This window comes from Nonomuraea roseoviolacea subsp. carminata (assembly GCF_024172185.1).
GTDB lineage: Bacteria > Actinomycetota > Actinomycetes > Streptosporangiales > Streptosporangiaceae > Nonomuraea > Nonomuraea roseoviolacea.
In genome coordinates this window covers 7,953,857-7,970,826 of the sequence record NZ_JAMZEC010000001.1, presented here as the reverse complement: position 1 = coordinate 7,970,826, position 16,970 = coordinate 7,953,857, and the positions used below count along the sequence as shown (strand labels likewise).

Genomic DNA, 16,970 nt, shown 5'->3' with positions numbered 1-16,970 from the left:
ATGCGCGGCCTGATCGGGCGTGGCGCCGAACGACGGTGGTTCGGCGCCGAGCCGGCCGTCCACCTCGCCCTGTCGCCCGACGGCCGGGCGGTGAGCTGGCAGAGCGAGCGGGATCCCGGACTGTTCGTGTGGCGCCCGGGTGACGGCGTGCGACGGCTCCCGCTCGGCCGGGCCGAGGTCGTGGACCACGCCTGGTGGCCCGCGGGCGGCGCCGTCGCCGCGGTCGTGGCGGGACCTACGGGGCACCGGGTGGTCGTGTACGACGAGGGCGCCGGGCGTACGACGGACGTGACGCCGGAGGGGGCCGGCTCGTTCCACGTCGTGGACCGCGACCAGCCGCGCTCGCACAGCCTGCTCCTGGCCGGTGCGGACGCCGACGGGCGGCGTACCTGGCACGTGCTGTCCACGCCCGGCGGACCGGCCGCCCGCGAGCCGGTGATGACGGCCGTGCGCGTGCCCGAGGGCGTCGTGCCGCAGCGGCTGTTCGGCGATCCCGATGACCGGCTGCGCGCCGCCACCGCTCGTGACGACGACGGCTCCCTCGTGGTGTACGCGACGGACGGGGCCGGCTGGCGGGAGGTGTGGCGGTCCGCGCCGCCCGGCTCCCTGGTCACGCATCCCGTGGACGTCACGGCGGACGGCATGGGCCTCTACCTGTGGGCACCGTGCCGGGACGGGTTCCTCGGCGTGCGGCTGCTGGACCTGCGCACCGGCGCGGTGCGCACCGTCCTCGACGACGGCGGGCACGACCTCGACGTCGTGCTGCATCCCGTGACCCGGCTCCCCCAGCTCGCCCTCGTGTCGGGGACCCGCCGGGGACACCGCGCGCTCGACCCGGACCTGGCCGCGGGCCTGGACCGGCTCGGCGCGCGCCACCCGGGCGACCTCCAGCTCACCGCCCTCACCCGCGACAACGCCACCTGGCTGGTACGGATCGACGACGGCGGGACGCCGCCCCGGCACCTGCTGTGGGACCGCCGCGCCGACAACGCCCACCCGGTCCCGGAGGACACCCGGGCGCCCGGCCCGGCGGCCCGCCTAGCCGCGCGGCTGGTCCCGGCGCGTCTCGGCCTCGCCGCGCGGCTCGTACCGGCCCGTCACGGGCCCGGCTCGCGGCTCGCCCCGGCGTGGGCCGGGCGCGGGTCCTCAGGCCCGGCGCGGGGCGGGCTCGCGCCCACCACCACCGTGAGCGTCCCGGCGCGCGACGGCCTCAGGCTCGACGGCTACCTCGTCACCCCGCCCGGCGTCCCCGCGCCGCCGTACCCGACCGTGCTCCTCGTGCACGGCGGCCCCTGGTCGCGCGACGAGTGGGGCCTGTCCCCCGAGGCGCAGTGGCTGGCCGAGCGCGGCTACGCCTCCCTGCGGGTCAACTTCCGCGGCTCCGAGGGGTACGGCGTCCGCTTCCTCGACCTGGGCCGCGAGGACTGGGGCGGCGGGATGCAGGACGACCTGGAGGACGCGCTGAGCTGGGCGGTCGCCGAGGGGATCGCCCAGCCGGGGCGGGTGGCCGTCATGGGGCAGTCGTACGGCGGGTACGCGGCGCTCATGGCGGCGACCGCCCGCCCGAAGGCGTTCGCGCTGGCCGTGGCCGTCTGCGCGCCCACCGACCTGGTCGCGTTCCTGCGGCACGTGCGGGGGTCGGCCCACCACGAGCGGGCGCACTTCCTGCACCGGGTCGGCGACCCCGACCGCGACGCCGCCCGGCTGCGCGAACGCTCGCCCCTCACGCACGCCGCCGCCTGCCACACGCCGGTCCTCCTCGTGCACGGCCGCGACGACCCGCTCGTCCCGTGGACGCACGCCACCACGATGGCCGCCGCGCTGGCCGGGCACGGCCATCCGCACCACTGCCTGGTGCTCTCCGGCGAGGGCCACGGCATCACCCGCCCGGCCAACCGGATCCGGCTCGCCCGGGTGGTGGGCCGCCAGCTCGCGTTCCACCTCGCAGAGAGGCCCACATGACCAGCACCCAGCGTCACGACCACTCCCCCGCCGCTCTCGGCCGCGCCGATCAGGCCGCCCCGTCCTTCCGCTACACCCCGGCGCCGGACCGGCTGTCCCCGTTCGTCACCACCCCGGCCTACCGGGAGGCCGGCACCGGGCGGCCCGCCGCCCCGCCGGCGACCGGCGGCACGTACTCCCTGGCGGCGCTGGCCACCTGGTTCACCTGGCCGGCGCTGAGCACGGACCTGTTCCCGGCCCCGCCCTGGTCCGGGCTCGAACGCGTCAGGCACGCCCCGCCCCGCCCTCGCGGCCACGCCCACCCGCGGGAGCTGCGCGACCGGCTCGAAGCCGCGGTCGAGCGGGCCATCGGCGACCGGGAGCACGTCGCGGTCGCCACCTCCGGCGGGCTGGACTCCGCGGCCCTGCTGGCCGTGACGGCCCGGGTGTGCCGCCGCACCGGGCGGCGCCTGCTCGCCGTCACCATGGACATCCCCGACGACCGCGGCCGCCGTCCCAAGACGGTGGTGGACCGGCTGCTGGAGTTCCTCGGGCTGCGCTGCCCCCACCTGCGCGTGGACCCCGCGCCCCGGCGCTGGCCGGAGCCTGAATGGTGCGAGCACGGCCCGCGCTTCGACGGGTTCCCCCGGCTGCACCGCGGGATGGCCGAGCTCGCCGTGGGGGCCGGGGCGCAGGTGCTCCTCCACGGCAGCGGCGCCGACCAGCTTCTGGAGGCGCCCGGGTACATGGCCGCCCGCGTGCTGCGGACCGGCTCGCCCGGCGACCTCATGGCCTACCTGCGTGACGCCTCCGCCGGCGGCGGGCCGCCGCTCCGGGAGCTGGTCGCCGTGCTGGCAGGCCGGCTCGGCCGCCGCGCCTCCTCCGACCTCTACTGGGCGACCGCCTGGCCGCGGCGGCTCCAGGAGCGGGGCTCCCCGCTGCTCACCGGTGAGATGCACGAGCGGGCGTGCGCCTGGGAGGACGACCACCGGCGGGAGTCGGCGCGGGTGGCCGCCGAGGCCGGGGCGTCGTGGGCGGAGGCGCTGATGATCCACCGGACGTTCCCGTACGACGTCGTGGTGCCCGCCACCGGGCTGCCCGAGGCGGCGCCCTACTACGACCCGGTCTTCGCGGAGTACGCCTTCCACCTGCCGCAGGCCGTGCGGTACTCGGGGGCGTACGAGAACGAGTACCTGCGCAGGAAGCGGCTGGTCGCCGACCTGCTCCCGGACGGGATCGGCGCGGTGCTGCCGCCGTACCGGCAGCGCGGCTCGCAGTCGTACGCCCGCTACTGGCGGCTGGCACGGGTGGAGCCGACACTGGCCGTGGAACGGGGGCTGCTGCGGCCGGACTGGCGGACGCGGTGCCGGGACACGTTCGAGGTGGCCACGGCCAGCGCGGTGGAGCTGTGGCTGCGCGGCGCCGAGGCGCGCGGGGCGAGCGCGTGAGCCGGCCGGTCCCGGACCCGCCCGGCCGCCGGTCCGTGGACGCGGACGGGGTGCTTCGCGGGATCGACGTGGACGTGCTCGCGCTGTACCTGTCGCGGCCGTCGCTGGCGCTGGGCCTCCACCCCGCGTCCCCCTGGGCGGACGGCGCCGCGCCACCCCCCGCCACGGGCCACTCCGGTCGCCTCTCGGGCGGCGAGCCGCCGATCGCGGAGGCGGCGGACCGTCGGGAGCTGGGAGAACGGCTGGAGGAGGCCGTGCGCCGGGCCGTCGGGAACCACCGCACGGTGGCCGTCCTCCACGACGGCGGCCTGGGCGCGACGGCGCTCCTGGTGGCGGCCGACGCGGCGGCGCGGTCGCTGGGCGCCGAGGTGACGGTCGTGGTCGCCGACCACCCCGCTCCGGACGGCGCGAGCGTCGCCGTGGGCACGCAGCGGGTGCTCGCGGCTCTGGGCGGGCGCCACCGGTTCCTCCTGGCCGAGACCGACCGCCCGCTCCCGGCCTCCTGGGCCGAGAAGACCGCTCGACTCCCCGCTCCCCCGGCCGAGCCGGCTCCTCGACTCCCTGCCCCCTCGAACGAGATGGCCCCGCGACTCCCTGCCCCCTCGGCCGGGACGACCCCTGAGGTCCCGGGCGCACCGGCGCCGGGTGAGCGGCCGACGCCCGGGAACGGCGGGCACGCGTGGAACCCCGTCGCCCCCGACCTCGGGCGGACCCCGCTCGTGCGGGCGGCCGAGAGCGCGGCCCTGCGGCTCGGCGCGACGCTCCTCCTCACCCCCGATGGCTGCGCGGAACTGCTCCAGGCGGGCCCGCCCGCGCTGCCGCCCCTGCTCCAGGCGGGGTCACCGGCGGCGTCCCGTCTCGCCGGGCTGGGGGCCGCCGGCCGGCAACTGGCCGACCGGTGGCGCGCGGACGGCGCCGCCGGGGCGCTCGCGGACGCCGCCGCCGTGCTGGGCCGCGGCGGGCGGGCGCGCCGGTTCGGCGCCGGCCTGCACCTGGCCCTGGCGCCGTTCGCCGACGCCCTGGGGCCGGCCCCGGACGTCCTCGCGGCGTGCCATCGCGAACGGGTGGAGGCGTGGACGGCCGCCTGGGCACGTGGGCTGGCCGGGCGGCTCGCCGGGCAGCGGGAGCCGGTCCGCGCGTACGTGCTGGCCCGCATGGCCCGCTTCGCCGGAGCGCTCCCGGCCGCCGTGGCGGAGGCCGCGGCCGTGCCGCGCAGGTCGCCGTTCCTGGACCCGATGTTCACCGCGTGGGCGCTCCGGCTGCCCCCGGCCGCCCGCTACGACACCCGCCCGCCCACGCCCTACCTGCGGCGCAACGCGTTGCCGGCCGGGCTCGTGCCCCGGGCGGCCCGCGCCGCGCTGCCCCGCACCGAGCCGCCGGCCCCGGGCACGATCACGATCACTGGCACGGTCACCGCCGGGCCGGACGGATTCCCGATCTGCCGGGAGCTCGGGCTGCTGGCGAGTGAGGACCGCGGCTGGGTGGAGCCGGCCGTGCTCGCCCGGCTGGCGGTCCTGGAAGAGTGGCTCGCGGGGGCCGTACGGATCAGCAGTCCAGGCCGAAGCGCCGGTTGAACGCCTCGCTGAAGGGGCTGACGAACCGCCGCCGCACGGCGCCGCTCACGGCCGCCCGCAGCCGCATCGCGGGCGGCCACCACGGACGGCCGGCGGTGGGCTTCCAGAAGAACGTCACCGACGACGTGGTCCCCGGGCCCTCCACCAGGTGCCCCCAGTAGAGGGGGATGTAAAGCGCCTCGCCCGCGCGCACGGTGCACCGCAGCGGCCGGGTCCGGCTCAGCGGCGAGTCCGGCCCGGCGGAGACGGCCGAGAAATCGATGCGGCTGAAATTGAACCGGTACGAATACCACGGATGGTGGTCGAGGTGCCGGTGGTCGCCCGGCGGGAACAGCAGCACCTCCTTGGCCCCGCTCACCTGGCACAGCAGGGCCTGCTGGCTACTGTGGTAGTGCAGGGCGGTCACCGTGTCCCTCCCCAGGAACATCGCGAGCCCCATCTCCGGCGCCCCGGCCAGGCAGCCGGGCACCGACAGGTCGTCCGCCAGCTCCGGCAGCAGGTCCAGCAGGGGCACCTGGGCGAGGTAGCAGCGTTCGGCCTCGCCGGGCGAGGTGAGGATGTCGAGGTAGCGGTCCATGCGCAGGGGCGCCTGCACCCAGCCGCCGTAGTAGGAGCCGGAGGGGTAGAACTCGACGGGCACCCGCGTCCGCCCGGTCCTCTCGCGGAAGTAGGCGGGGTTCCAGCGCTCCAGGGCCGGCCAGCCGTCCAGCGCGCCCTCGACGAGCACGGGCCGCCGTTCCCGTTCGAGGTCGCGCACGCCGCCGAACTCGGACACGTGGCGCCGCGGCACCTCCGCCGCCTTGACGCCCGCCTGGGCGGCCGTGCGGAAGGACGAGGGCGGCGCACCCGCCTCGGACCTGTCCCGGATCACCGGCCTGCCGTCACCGTTCACGCTCACGGACTCCTCTCGCCCCTGGCCGCCACTCATGGCCCGCCCGCCGTCGGCGACGACGAGCTGCCCCCAGTTCTCCGTCTGCTCGAACGGGCGGGGCGGCACCGGAGGCGGCCCGCCTCCCGCGTCGAGCCACCGCCTCATCTCGGCCAGCAGCAGCTCGGCGTCCAGCCGCTTCTGGTCCACCGCCCCCGCCGGCAGCCACGCGCGCAGCCGGTCGAGCTGCCCGTCGAGGGCGGCGTCCGCGCCGTCGTGGCCGAGCAGCGCCGCCCAGTCGCGGTCGGGGTAGTACAGGGCCTTGGCGCGCGCCGTCAGCGCGGCGGCGGCGTCCCGTCCGATGACCCGCTCGCGGACTGCGGCGGCGAGCGTCGCCCGGATGTTCACCATGGGCTCCGACAGCGGCCGGTATCCGCCCTGCTCGGGCGCGTGCAGCACCGCCACCTCGTCGTCGTCCGTCAGAGCGCCGCGGCGGTACTGCTCCGCCACCTCGCCCACCGGGATCATGCCGTACGGGGCCAGCTCGGCCGCCCGCAGCGCGCCCATGCTGGCCGCCCCGTACACCCTGATCCCGAGGGAGAGCGCGTAGAGGATCTCCTTGTGCCAGACGGCGGGGACGCGCTCGAAGAAGCCGTCCACGATGCCGATGGCGGGCGGCCGGTCGCGGGCGGCGCGGTAGACGCTGCCCAGCTCGGCGGGCGGCCGGTAGTCGGCGGGCAGGACGCGGGCGGCCTCCTCGACGGGCAGCGTGGGCCCCAGGAACACCACCGGCGGCCGCTCGTCCCGGGCCTGTCCCGGCCGCCGCCGGCGGAAGGGGTTCACTCCTCCCACGGCCGCCACCGCAGGCCGGGCACGACGGCCTTGACCACCGGCAGGTCCAGGCCGTCGATCGTCAGGTCGACGACCACGGCGGAGGGGGCGCCGGCGGCGCCGAGCCGGGCGACCAGCCAGTCCAGGTCCTCGTTGATCGTCGGGTGGTCGACGTCGGGCACGTCCTGGTAGTCCCGCAGGGGCCGCTCCTGGACGGCGTCGGCGACGGCGCGCCGCTGCTCCGGGTCGAAGTACCAGCTCTGCCGGTCGCGGCCGATGTCGTCGCGCGAGCCGACGATCACGGTGGCCCGGGCCTGCGCCGCCTCGGTCAGCGCGCGTGACAGCGCGATGGAGCGGCGGGGATGGCAGCCGGAGCCCTGCGTCTGCGGCAGCGGGTGGTACCAGGGGGTGTCGGTCTCCACGGCCAGGCAGTTGAAGACGGGGACCCCGGTCTCCGGCGTGAGGTCCCAGACCAGGACGTCGATCCCGGCGTGCCGGAAGCGGTCGAGCAGGGCCCGGCAGGAGGGGTCGGCGATCGTCTCGGGCCGTATCCTGCGCCGCGGGGCGAGCAGGTCGCCGGCGTCCTGGGCGGCGACGATGGCCTCCCGCTCGACGAGCTCGCACAGGGCGTGGACCGCCGCCTCGACGAGGCTGTTGCCGGAGGCCAGGCCGTTGGAGCCGTTCTGCACGGCGTGGTCGCCGGGCGCGATCGGCACCCGCCAGTCGCAGTGCACCGCCTCGTACGGCACCCACGCCGGCTCGCGCCGGATCAGGTCCCAGCCGCGGACCCAGCGCATCGGGCGGTCGGGGGCGTACTCGCTGCACGGGCAGCGGACGAGCGTCGCGGGGTCGAGGACCGCCTCGCCGGCGGACGCGAGCGCGCGGTAGGTGTCGTAGCGGAGCGGGAGGTGGTGGGTCTCGGCGTGCCACAGCTCCAGCGACTCCATGATCGCCGACACCTTGGCGGCGTCCGCGGTGACGCCCTTGCCCTGGGAGACGGCCAGGCTGCGCGACGCGGGACGGATCGCGCACCAGACCGGGATGCCGATGCGGTCCATGCCGGTCACGTTGGCCACGCGGGTGATGCCGGCGACCTCCAGGGCCGGCGCGACGCGGTCGAGGGTCGCGGCGGGGCTGACCGCGCGGTCCGTGCCGTCGCGGTACGCCTTGCGGATCGGCCGCGCCCGCTCGGCCGCCCAGCGGGCGGACAACTCCCCAAACGCGGAACGAGAAATGCTCTTTCCCCTCACCTGGCGATAAATAGCGATAAACGTCGATAGGCGGAGATCTCGGTGATCCGCCGGACGGTGTTGTGCGCGTGATCTTTTGACCTATGCTGCCGACCGATAACCGAAGAGACAAGTGTGCGATTGGGGATATGAGTGCCCTCTCGGACGTTTCATGACATTCCCTCGTCAAGTGACGGCAGATTCGACGGGCGTCCGAGCGACGTGGCCGTCCTGGGTGTCCCCATCGACTCGGGCACGGGCGGCCGGCCCGGCGCGCGGTTCGGCCCCGCGGCGATCCGCGAGGCGTCGGCCCTCATCTCCGGCAACCTGTACCACGTCGGCCTGGAGACCGAGGTCCTCGAGCACCTGCGCATCGTCGACGTGGGCGACGTGCCCGTCACGCCCGGCCGTCACGAGCAGAACCTGGACGCCGCGGAGAAGTGGGCGCGGGAGCTCATGTCCGTGACCGACCGGATCGTCGTGCTCGGGGGCGACCACTCGGTGCTGCTGCCGGTCCTGCGCGCCGTGGCCGACCGGCACGGCCCGGTCAGCTTCGTCCACTGGGACGCGCACGCCGACACCTGGGACGGCGGCCCGGAGCGCCTGCTGACCCACGCCACGGCCGTGCGGCGGGTCATCGAGGAGGGGCTGACCAACCAGGTGTTCCAGATCGGGCTGCGCGGCTACGGCCCGTCCCGCGAGACGTTCGCCTGGGCGGGCGAGCACGGCGTCGAGCACTGGACGATGATGGACGTGGACGAGACCGGGCTGACGGACATCGTCCAGCAGGTGATCTCCACCGTCACCGGCAAGGTGTACGTCTCCATCGACATCGACGTGCTCGATCCGTCGTACGCGCCCGGCACCGGCACCCCCGAGCCCGGCGGGCTGACCAGCAGGGAGCTGCTGGCGGGCATCCGCGACCTGGTCCGCAACACCGACGTGGTCGGGCTGGACGTGGTGGAGGTCGCGCCGCCGTACGACCACGCCGACGTCACGGCGCTGGTGGCGAACCGGTGCGTGCTGGAGTTCCTGTCCGCCACGGCCCAGCGCAGGGCGACCGGCCGGGGCTGATCTCCCGCCCCGTCACGTCCGGGCCGCGGCGTACTCGGCGTACAGCCGGGCGTAGCTGCCGCCGCGCGCCAGCAGCTCGTCGTGGGAGCCGTGCTCCACCAGCACCCCGTCGTCCAGCACGAGGACGCGGTCGGCGGCCTGCGCGGTCTCCAGCCGGTGGGTGATGAGCAGGACCGTACGCCGGCCCCGCTCGGCGCGCAGCCGCTGGATCAGCGCCGTCTCGGCCTGCACGTCGAGGGCCGCGGTGGGCTCGTCCAGCACCCAGACCGGCGCGTCCCGGTAGAGCACCCGGGCCAGGGCGAGGCGCTGCCACTGGCCGCCCGACAGGTCGCGGGCCCCGGGGAACATCCGCCCCACCGGGTTGTCCGCGCCGAGCGGGAGCTGGGCGACGACCCGGTCGAGCCCGCCGGCCCGCAGCGCGAAGCCGAGCCGGTCGCGGTCCAGCGGCCGGTCGGCGCGGCCGAGCCGGACCGACTCGGCCACCGTGAACTCGTAGCGCCCGTACTCCTGGTAGAGCACGCCGATCAGCTCCCGCACCCGCGCCGGGTCGAGCCGCGCCAGGTCGGCACCGTCGACGAGGATCCGCCCCGTGGCCGGGCCGAGCAGCCCCAGCAGCAGCTTGACCAGCGTGGACTTGCCCGCCCCGTTGCGCCCGACCAGCACCGCGAACTCCCCGGGCAGCAGCGTGAACGACGCCTCCCGCAGCACGGGCGGGCCGCCCGCGTACGCGTACCCCACACCACGGAACTCCACCCGCGGAGGCGCGCCGGAGAACGGCGCGACCGGCCCGCCCGGCGCCGCGTTCTCCGGTGCGGGGGCGGGGACGGGCGCGGGCGGCTCGGGCCCGTACGCCAGCGCGACGAAGTCGGTCAGGTACGCGGCGTGCTCCTCGATGTCCACCACGATGGTGAACAGGTCGACCGTGCTGTTGACCAGGGTGCTGAAGGCGGTGAAGACCAGGAACAGCTCCGCCGCCGTCAGCGCGCCGGACGACGCCTGACCGGCGGCGAGGAAGTACGCCACGACGAGGCACACCGCGCTCAGCACGCCCGCGACCAGCCCGCGGCTCACGCTGTGGCGGCTCGCCGCGATGACGGCCCGCAGCGCGCGCCGGCTGACGTCGTCGTGCATGCGCGTGAACGGCGCGGCCAGCCCGTAGCTGCGCACGTCCTTGGCCAGGTCGTAGCGGACGAGCAGCTCGGCGAGGTAGTCGCGGCGGCGCTCCAGCTCGGTGGTGCCGCGGCGGGCGAGGTAGACGGCGCGCGCCTCCAGCCGCCGCTGCACCAGCAGCGGCACCCCGGCGAGCAGGGCGAGGCCGATGAGCCGGACGTCGAGGACGGCGAGCACCCCCACCATGCCGGCCAGCGAGACGACCTGGCCGCCGAACTCGATGAGGATGCCCGCGATGGCGGCCGGCCGCCAGGTCACGCCGTCGTGGGCGCGCGCGACCGCGTCGTACCACTCGGGGTCGTCGAAGCGCTCCAGCGGCGCGGAGCCGGTGACCCGCAGCAGCCGCTGCTCGGAGGTGATGCCGACGAGCTCGGTCAGCTCCTCGCGGCGGACGGACAGCAGCGCGCCCAGCGCGACGCGCAGCGCGGTCAGCCCGCCGAGCACCAGGATCCACGCCGTCGCGCGGCCGTCCTGCCGCTGCGTGAACGCCTCGACGATCTCGCGGACGATGAGCAGGAGCCCCGCGGGCAGCGCGGACATGGCCGTCGACAGCAGCAGGACGAGGACCAGCAGCCGGGGCGACGCCTCGAAGCAGAGGCGGACCGCCACCCTGGCCGCTCCGGCCCCGCCCCCTGTCCTGGCCCGGCCGGACGGGTTCACGTGCGGCCGGGCTCCACGTCGACGAGCCTCGACACCGGGTGCGGCAGCAGCTCGTGCCAGGTCTCCTGGTTGTCGGGCAGCAGGAAGTCCACCTGCCGCACCCGCAGCGGGACCCGCAGCCAGCGCCGCTGCGACCAGCCGGCCGCGATCTCCTCCCAGCCGGGCACCCGCGGATAGTGGTGCGGCCGCAGCGAGGCGAAGCACACCGGCTCGCGCGCCGACTGGTAGCGGTACTCGACGGCGCCGCGCAGGTACGGCGTGACGTTCTCGTCCACGGCCCGCGTCGCGAGGGCGTGCATGACGACCACGTCGCCCGGCCCCAGGTCGGGGGCGCGCCACCAGTCGCCCTCGTCCGGCTCGATCCGGGCCTCGACGCCGCCGGTGTCGAGCACGGTCAGGGGCCGCACCCCGGGCACGGCGCGTTCGCGCAGCACGCGCAGCGTGCCACGGCCGGCGGGGAACGGGGTGAACGGCACCCAGGCGGTCAGCACGTCGGGGGTGCCCTGGACGTGGGTGTGCTCCTGGTGCGGCGGGACCCAGAAGCCCGGGTGCACCAGGCTCACCTGCCGCCGCGTGTGGTTCAGCAGCGGCTTGCCGAGGACGGCCCGCATCACCTCGACGAGCTGGGGCGCGTGCGCGGCCCGGTGCATCAGCTCGACCTTCTGCAGGTCCTCGTACATGCGCCACCAGCGGGGGCTGCCGTCACGGCGGTTGGCGGCCGGGCGCAGTCCCTCCCCCTCCGTCCCGGCGGCGCCGCCGCCGCTGTCGTCGGCGAGCCAGTCGTGGCGGCGCAGCACCTCGGTGAAGCGGGCGCGCAGCTCGGCGAGCCGGCGCTCCGGCAGCAGGCCCCTGAACAGGAGCATGCCGTGCTCCCGGAGGCGCCGCCGCAGCTCGGCCGGATCGCCGGCGACCGGCGTGGAGTCCTCGGCGACCACCGCGGCGCCGTCGTCCGTCAGGCTCATCATGCTCCCAGGCGTGTCGTGAAACAGGGGCTCGGCCGGTCATTCGTAGTGGTTGAACACCACGGCGTCCTGCAGCCAGGCGCTGCGGGTCCGCCAGAACGCCATGCCGTCCTTCCAGTCGGGGTTGACCTCGGCGCGGAACATCCGGGCCCGCCGCGCGCGGAACTCGGCGATCGCCGCCTCCACCAGGGCGGAGCCGACGCCGCGGCGCCTGGCCTCCTGGCGGACGTACAGCTCGCGGACCGAGCCGATGCGGAAGTCGTTGACGGACTGGGTGTGGATCTCCCCGGTGAGGAACCCGTCCAGGCCGTGCCCGTTGTCGGCCACCAGGCAGAACGACAGCTCGTCGGTGAGCGCGGCCTTGAGCAGGTCGCGGGTGCCGTCGAGCGGGTCGCGGGTGAACGCCTCCACCTCCGCCACCTCGGGTCGCGCCGGCACCGCCACGCCCGGCCCCCAGCGGTCGTAGGACAGCAGGGGCACGTGCTCCCCGGCGTTCATGCCCCACAGCACGAGCACCTCCTCGATGTCCTGATCGGTGATCAGGCGGACCTCGTACGGCAAGCGGCCTCCCTGGGCGGTCGGACTGTGCGGATGCGGAAACGTCATGGTGGCGGCCGGGGTGGCCCGCGTGGCGGTCATCCGGCGTCGTCCCCGGACAGGGCGCCGACCGGGTGGGCGACGTAGTCGGCGGCCACGTCGAGGGGCAGCGCCTCGACCTCGTCGCGTACGGCGGTCTCCAGCAGCACCGACGGCTCGGCGCGCAGCCAGGGCGCGGCCAGCAGCAGCCACAGCATCGGGCGGGCCGTGCCGGTCGTGTTGCGGGTGCCGCGGTGCCACAGGCGCACGTCGCGCACGAGGACGTCGCCGGCGCTCATCACGGCCCGGCCGGGCGGCCGTTCCCGCCGCCGCTGCTCCAGGAGCTCCTCGCGTACGCACAGCGAGCCGGGACGGTAGACGTCCTCGGAGGCGAGGGCGTGGGTGCCCGGCCAGACCTCGATGGAGCCGTTGTCCTCGCCGGTGTCGACGAGCGCGATGTTGACGGCCAGCATGAACGGCGGGTGGCCAGTGACCGCGCGCGGCCACAGCGGCTCCCAGTCGGCGTGGACCGGCTGCGGCTTCGACCCGGGCAGCACGGTGTGGCCGTGGTAGCTGATCACGCGGGGCGACGTCAGCGGCTCGCCGCAGAGGGCGAGCACGGCGGGGTGGCCGAGGAACGCCGCCGCGTGCCCGCCGGGCCCGCCGGGAGGGCGGTGCCGCATGTGGCCGTCGTCGTAGGCCATCAGGTCCTCGTGGTGCTCGACCAGCAGCGGGACCTCGGCCAGCATGCGGGCGCCGACGTCGCGGGCCCGGCCGGCCAGGCCGGTGCCGGTGAGCACCACCGCGCCGTCGGCGGCGAGGGCCTCGGAGGCGCCGGGCAGCCACGCGTCCTGCGCGGCCGAGACGTCGAAGGTCCGCAGGGGCGGGGCGGGGGATTCCGGCTGGGCCTGCGGGGCTCGCGGGGCTTTCTGGGCGTTCTGGGCGTTCTGGGCTTTCTTGGCGACGGCCATCTGACCTCCGGCTCCGGAGACGGGCTGGATGCTATCAACGGGCTTCGCGGGCATGTCAATGATCTCCGTTCGGGCGCGGGAGGGCCTCGCGGAAGCGCTCGGCCGGCGTTCCCCCGCCGATCTCGCGGGCGTGCGCGAGCAGCCGGTCGGGCCAGTCGTCGTCCCACAGCATGGGGTGCTGCGACCGGTACGCGGCGGCGGCCTCGATCTTGCGCCGCCAGTCGTCGCCGGTGAGGCGCGAGACGGCCGCGGGACCGAGCGCCTCCCGGCCGGCCACCTCCCCGGGGCGCGCCGTCTCCGTTTCGCCGGGGCCGGGGAGGTCGGTCTCGCCAGGGTCCGAGGGGTCGGTTTCGCCGCGACCCGCGGGGTCCGCGGATTCGAGGGCGTACGGCAGGTCCTCGTACCAGCGGGCTCGCACGTCGAACGGGGCGGAGCGCAACGCCGAGGCGCACGCGCCCGCGGTGAGCACGTGGTCGAGGTGCCCGCCCACCGCCGCCGGCGCGTGCAGCTCGCCGGGCCGCAGCCGGGCGATCCAGCCGGCCAGCGCGGCGATGACCGCCTTCTCCAGCGCCCGGTCGTCCGGGCCCGGCGCGGAGAACAGGTCGTCCCCGGTGGCGCAGCGCGGCGAGCCGGCCGCGTCGCGCCGGTACAGCGCGTCGACGAAGTCCAGGTGCACGGCCTCGGCGCCGAGCACCTCGCACGCCGTCGCGTCCTCCTGACGGCGCAGCCGCATCCCTCCGGCCGCCGTGTCGGCGGCGGCGCCGATCAGGGTCTCGGCGTCGGCGTCGGCGCCGGCCTGCCGCCACCAGGAGTGGTACAGCGCGGCGAACGGCGGCATCGGGTCGCCGCCGCACCCGGCGAACACGGTCACCACCACCACCCTGACGCCCCGCCGGGTCAGCGCGGCGATCGTGCCGCCCCAGGACAGGACGGCGTCGTCGAGATGCGCCGACACGACGAGCACCGGCGCTCCGGCGCCGCTCACCGGAGCGCCTCCCCGTCTCCGGGAAGCTCCCCGAGTCCGGAAGGCTCCGCATCCCCAGACGACGAGTCCCCTGGCCCGGCGGGCGAGCCCGTGAGGCGCGGCCACAGCAAGCGGTAGCGGCTCTCCCAGGTCAGGTCGCGGGCGCGGCGCAGCCCCCGGCGCCCCAGCCCCGCCCGCAGATCGGGCTCACGGAGGAGGCGGCCGAGCTGGCGGGCGAGGTCGCCCGGCCGCCGGTAGTCGAAGTAACGCACCGCGTCCCGCCCCACCTCGGGCACGCCCCCGCGCGCGCTGGCCAGGCACGCCAGGCCGCTGGCCAGCCCCTCGGTCAGGACGAGCGGGCTCGCGTCCTCGCACAGCGACGGCACGCACAGAACGTCCGCCTCCCGGTACACCTCCCCGATGGCGGCCCGGTCCACGAACGGCGAGAACTCCACCAAGTCCCCCAGCAGCGACGCCCGGTGCTTGACCTGCCGCTCGAACCGGTCCGGCGCCGACGAGGCGTGCAGCTCGGCGTTGCCCACCACCCGCAGCCGGAACCTCGTCCCCGCCCGCGCCAGCTCCACGCACGCGTTGATCAGCGCCATCGGCCCCTTCTCGGGAGCGAGCCGGCCGGTGAAGAGCACGACCGGCACCTCGCCGGGCGGCCGGGACGCGGGACGGAACCGGGCCGGGTCATGCCCGTTGAGCACGACCGCGACCGCCGAGAGCGGCAGGCCCGTCCCGTCGAGGAACCGCTCGGCGACGAACCTGCTCACGCACACCACCAGGTCCGCCTCCGCCACCACGCGGGCCCGTTCGGCCGCCGGGAACGACCGGAACATGTCGGCGTGCAGGTAGAGGCACACCCGGGCCCGCGGGCGCAGCCGCCGCAGTTCCGGGACGGCGGCGACCGCGTTGTGCAGCACGATCGGACCGCCGAACCCGGGCGGCAGCGCCTCCAGCGCCGGCCGGACGAACCGGGCGTAGTGGGCGCGCGGCCCGCCCCGGGCGGCGGCCTCGTCGTCCTCGCGCCGCTCACGCTCCCCCAGCGTCTCGCCGGGTGTGTCGTAGGTGAGCAGCCGCACCCCGGACGCCACGTGCTCCGCGCCGCGACCCGCGACGATCACGGTCGCGCCGCCGTGCCGGGCGTGCTCGCGGGTCAGCTCGGCGGCGACCGTGCCGAGGGAGCCGCCGCTGGCCGGGGAGTAGACCTCGCCGGGCGGCAGGACGTGCGCCCAGGTCCCGGCCATCACCGGTCCCGGGCCACGAGGGCCAGCTCGGCGTTGATGGCGACCAGCCGCTCGTTGCCGATCATCAGGGGGGCGGACAGCAGGTCGCGTACGAGCCGGGCCACGGAGTGGGGACCGTCCTCGGAGTAGCCCGCCATCCCGCACACCCGTAGGGCGGCCAGCGCGACGTCCACCGCGACCTGCGAGGCGGCCAGCTTGAGCGAGTTGACCAGGAGGGTGAAGGCGACGGTCGGCTCCGCGGCCCCGGTCAGGACCGCCTGCGCCGCCCGCGCCGCCTCGGCGAGTTGCGCCTCCACGGCGGACAGCCGCCAGCGCATCTCGGCCAGGGCGCCGCTGGGAGGGGAGCCGGTCCCGGCGCGTCCGCGCGCGTGGGCGGCGGCCCGGTCGGCGGCCTCGGCGGCGAGCCCGTACCAGACACCGGACCACAGGACGTGGGACAGCGGCGTCATCACCCGGGCCACGAGGTCGCCGAACGGCACCGGCAGGATCCGCCAGTCCGCGAACGCGGCGCGGATCCGCAGGGCGGGGCTGCACGTGCCGCGCATGCCGAGGGGGTTCCAGCCGCCCAGCGTCTCCAGGCTCGCGTCCGCGGCGTCGAGGAGCACGGCGACCTGGTCGCCGGGCGGGGAGTCAGGTCCCCGGCGCGCGCTGACGAGCAGCGCGTCGGCCTCCAGCCCGTACGAGACGGTGGTGGCGTGCTTGTCGAGACGAGCCGTGGACGCGGGCTCGCCGGCGTCCGGACGGGCCGCCGGAGAGGGGTCGTCGCGTTCGACCGCGCACGCGCTCCGGCGTAGCGCGCCGCCGACGCCCGCCTCGCTGGTGGCCGAGGCGACGAGGAGCTGGTCGCGGACGATCCGGTTCACGGCCGCACCCAGCTCTGGCCCCGCGTCGGAGGCGAGCAGGCAGGCGAGCTGCACCTGGTGCATCGCCCAGATCATCGCCGTGGAGCCGCAGCCGCGCGCCAGGCGGGCGGCCATGCGGGCGAGCGCGGGCACGTCCGCGCCGAGCCCGCCCTGCCCGGCCGGGGCGGCCGCCGAGAGCAGGCCGTGGGAGCGCAGGGCGGCCAGCGCCTCCTTGGGGAATCGGGCGTCCCTGTCCACCTCGGCCGCGTGCTCGGCCAGCACGCCGGAGGCCAGCTCCCGGCAGATCGCCTCGGTCATGCGGGACCCTCCTCCCGCGTGAGGCTCACGACCGCGTCCGTGATGACCGCCAGCGAACGGAACGTGTCCCGGGTGAGCAGCTCGTCCGGGAACTCGACGCCGAACTCGTCCTCGACGGCGACCATGACGCCGACCATGGCCAGCGACTCCATTCCCAGCTCCCACAGGTCGGCCCCGGCGTCGACCGACTCGATGACGCCGGGCAGCACCGACCTGCGGGCCAGCAGCTCGCGCAGCCTGCGCTCCACGGGGGTTCGCTCGTCGCCGTGTACGGCTCTCGCAGGCACCGCGC

General features: G+C 76.3%; 14 protein-coding genes. 4 read left to right on the top strand and 10 right to left on the bottom strand.

What is annotated here, in order from left to right:
* Genes HD595_RS36955 through HD595_RS36945 form a run of 3 tightly spaced genes read left to right on the top strand, consistent with a single transcriptional unit; the run spans position 1 to position 4,963 of the window.
* Positions 1 to 1,962, top strand: a complete 1,962-nt coding sequence (locus tag HD595_RS36955) for an alpha/beta hydrolase family protein (protein ID WP_253777430.1) — start codon at positions 1 to 3, stop codon at positions 1,960 to 1,962.
* Positions 1,959 to 3,389 carry an asparagine synthase-related protein gene (locus HD595_RS36950; RefSeq protein WP_253777427.1) on the top strand — a complete coding sequence of 477 codons (1,431 nt, stop codon included), beginning with the start codon at positions 1,959 to 1,961 and terminating at the stop codon, positions 3,387 to 3,389. The genes HD595_RS36955 and HD595_RS36950 overlap by 4 nt, the downstream gene beginning before the upstream one ends.
* Positions 3,386 to 4,963: a hypothetical protein gene (locus HD595_RS36945; protein WP_253781479.1), complete on the top strand. Its 1,578-nt coding sequence runs from the start codon at positions 3,386 to 3,388 to the stop codon at positions 4,961 to 4,963. The genes HD595_RS36950 and HD595_RS36945 overlap by 4 nt, the downstream gene beginning before the upstream one ends.
* On the opposite strand, the gene HD595_RS36940 is transcribed toward HD595_RS36945, so the two are convergent.
* On the bottom strand, positions 4,935 to 6,674 hold the full coding sequence (locus tag HD595_RS36940; protein WP_253777425.1) for a TfuA-like protein: 1,740 nt from the start codon (positions 6,672 to 6,674) through the stop codon (positions 4,935 to 4,937). The genes HD595_RS36945 and HD595_RS36940 overlap by 29 nt on opposite strands.
* The gene (locus HD595_RS36935; RefSeq protein ID WP_253777423.1) at positions 6,671 to 7,873 is read right to left on the bottom strand and encodes a YcaO-like family protein; all 1,203 of its coding nucleotides are present in this window, start codon (positions 7,871 to 7,873) and stop codon (positions 6,671 to 6,673) included. Before HD595_RS36935 ends, HD595_RS36940 begins: the two co-directional genes overlap by 4 nt.
* Positions 7,874 to 8,113: 240 nt before the next feature.
* Between HD595_RS36935 and speB the strand changes: the two genes are divergently transcribed.
* Positions 8,114 to 8,965, top strand: coding sequence for an agmatinase (gene speB, locus HD595_RS36930; RefSeq protein WP_253777421.1), 852 nt, complete (start codon positions 8,114 to 8,116; stop codon positions 8,963 to 8,965).
* 12 nt (positions 8,966 to 8,977) lie between these two features.
* Here speB and HD595_RS46990 read toward each other — a convergent pair whose 3' ends face one another.
* The 8 genes from HD595_RS46990 to HD595_RS36890 form a co-directional block, all read right to left on the bottom strand.
* Positions 8,978 to 10,795: an ABC transporter ATP-binding protein gene (locus tag HD595_RS46990; RefSeq protein WP_253777419.1), complete on the bottom strand. Its 1,818-nt coding sequence runs from the start codon at positions 10,793 to 10,795 to the stop codon at positions 8,978 to 8,980.
* Complete coding sequence (locus tag HD595_RS36920) at positions 10,792 to 11,760, bottom strand: phytanoyl-CoA dioxygenase family protein (RefSeq protein WP_253777417.1); 969 nt, start codon at positions 11,758 to 11,760, stop codon at positions 10,792 to 10,794. Before HD595_RS36920 ends, HD595_RS46990 begins: the two co-directional genes overlap by 4 nt.
* Before the next feature lie 36 nt (positions 11,761 to 11,796).
* Entirely contained in the window at positions 11,797 to 12,318 is a 522-nt protein-coding gene (locus tag HD595_RS36915; protein WP_253777415.1) for a GNAT family N-acetyltransferase, read from the bottom strand.
* 74 nt (positions 12,319 to 12,392) lie between these two features.
* A complete protein-coding gene (locus HD595_RS36910) occupies positions 12,393 to 13,304 on the bottom strand; it encodes a phytanoyl-CoA dioxygenase family protein (RefSeq protein WP_253777413.1) in 912 nt (303 codons plus the stop codon).
* Between the two features lie 55 nt (positions 13,305 to 13,359).
* Positions 13,360 to 14,289, bottom strand: coding sequence for a PIG-L deacetylase family protein (locus tag HD595_RS36905; protein WP_253777411.1), 930 nt, complete (start codon positions 14,287 to 14,289; stop codon positions 13,360 to 13,362).
* Positions 14,286 to 15,518: a glycosyltransferase family 4 protein gene (locus tag HD595_RS36900; RefSeq protein WP_253777409.1), complete on the bottom strand. Its 1,233-nt coding sequence runs from the start codon at positions 15,516 to 15,518 to the stop codon at positions 14,286 to 14,288. Before HD595_RS36900 ends, HD595_RS36905 begins: the two co-directional genes overlap by 4 nt.
* The gene (locus tag HD595_RS36895) at positions 15,518 to 16,678 is read right to left on the bottom strand and encodes an acyl-CoA dehydrogenase family protein (RefSeq protein ID WP_253777407.1); all 1,161 of its coding nucleotides are present in this window, start codon (positions 16,676 to 16,678) and stop codon (positions 15,518 to 15,520) included. The genes HD595_RS36900 and HD595_RS36895 overlap by 1 nt, the downstream gene beginning before the upstream one ends.
* The gene (locus HD595_RS36890) at positions 16,675 to 16,965 is read right to left on the bottom strand and encodes an acyl carrier protein (RefSeq protein WP_253777405.1); all 291 of its coding nucleotides are present in this window, start codon (positions 16,963 to 16,965) and stop codon (positions 16,675 to 16,677) included. Before HD595_RS36890 ends, HD595_RS36895 begins: the two co-directional genes overlap by 4 nt.
* Positions 16,966 to 16,970: the final 5 nt, after the last annotated feature.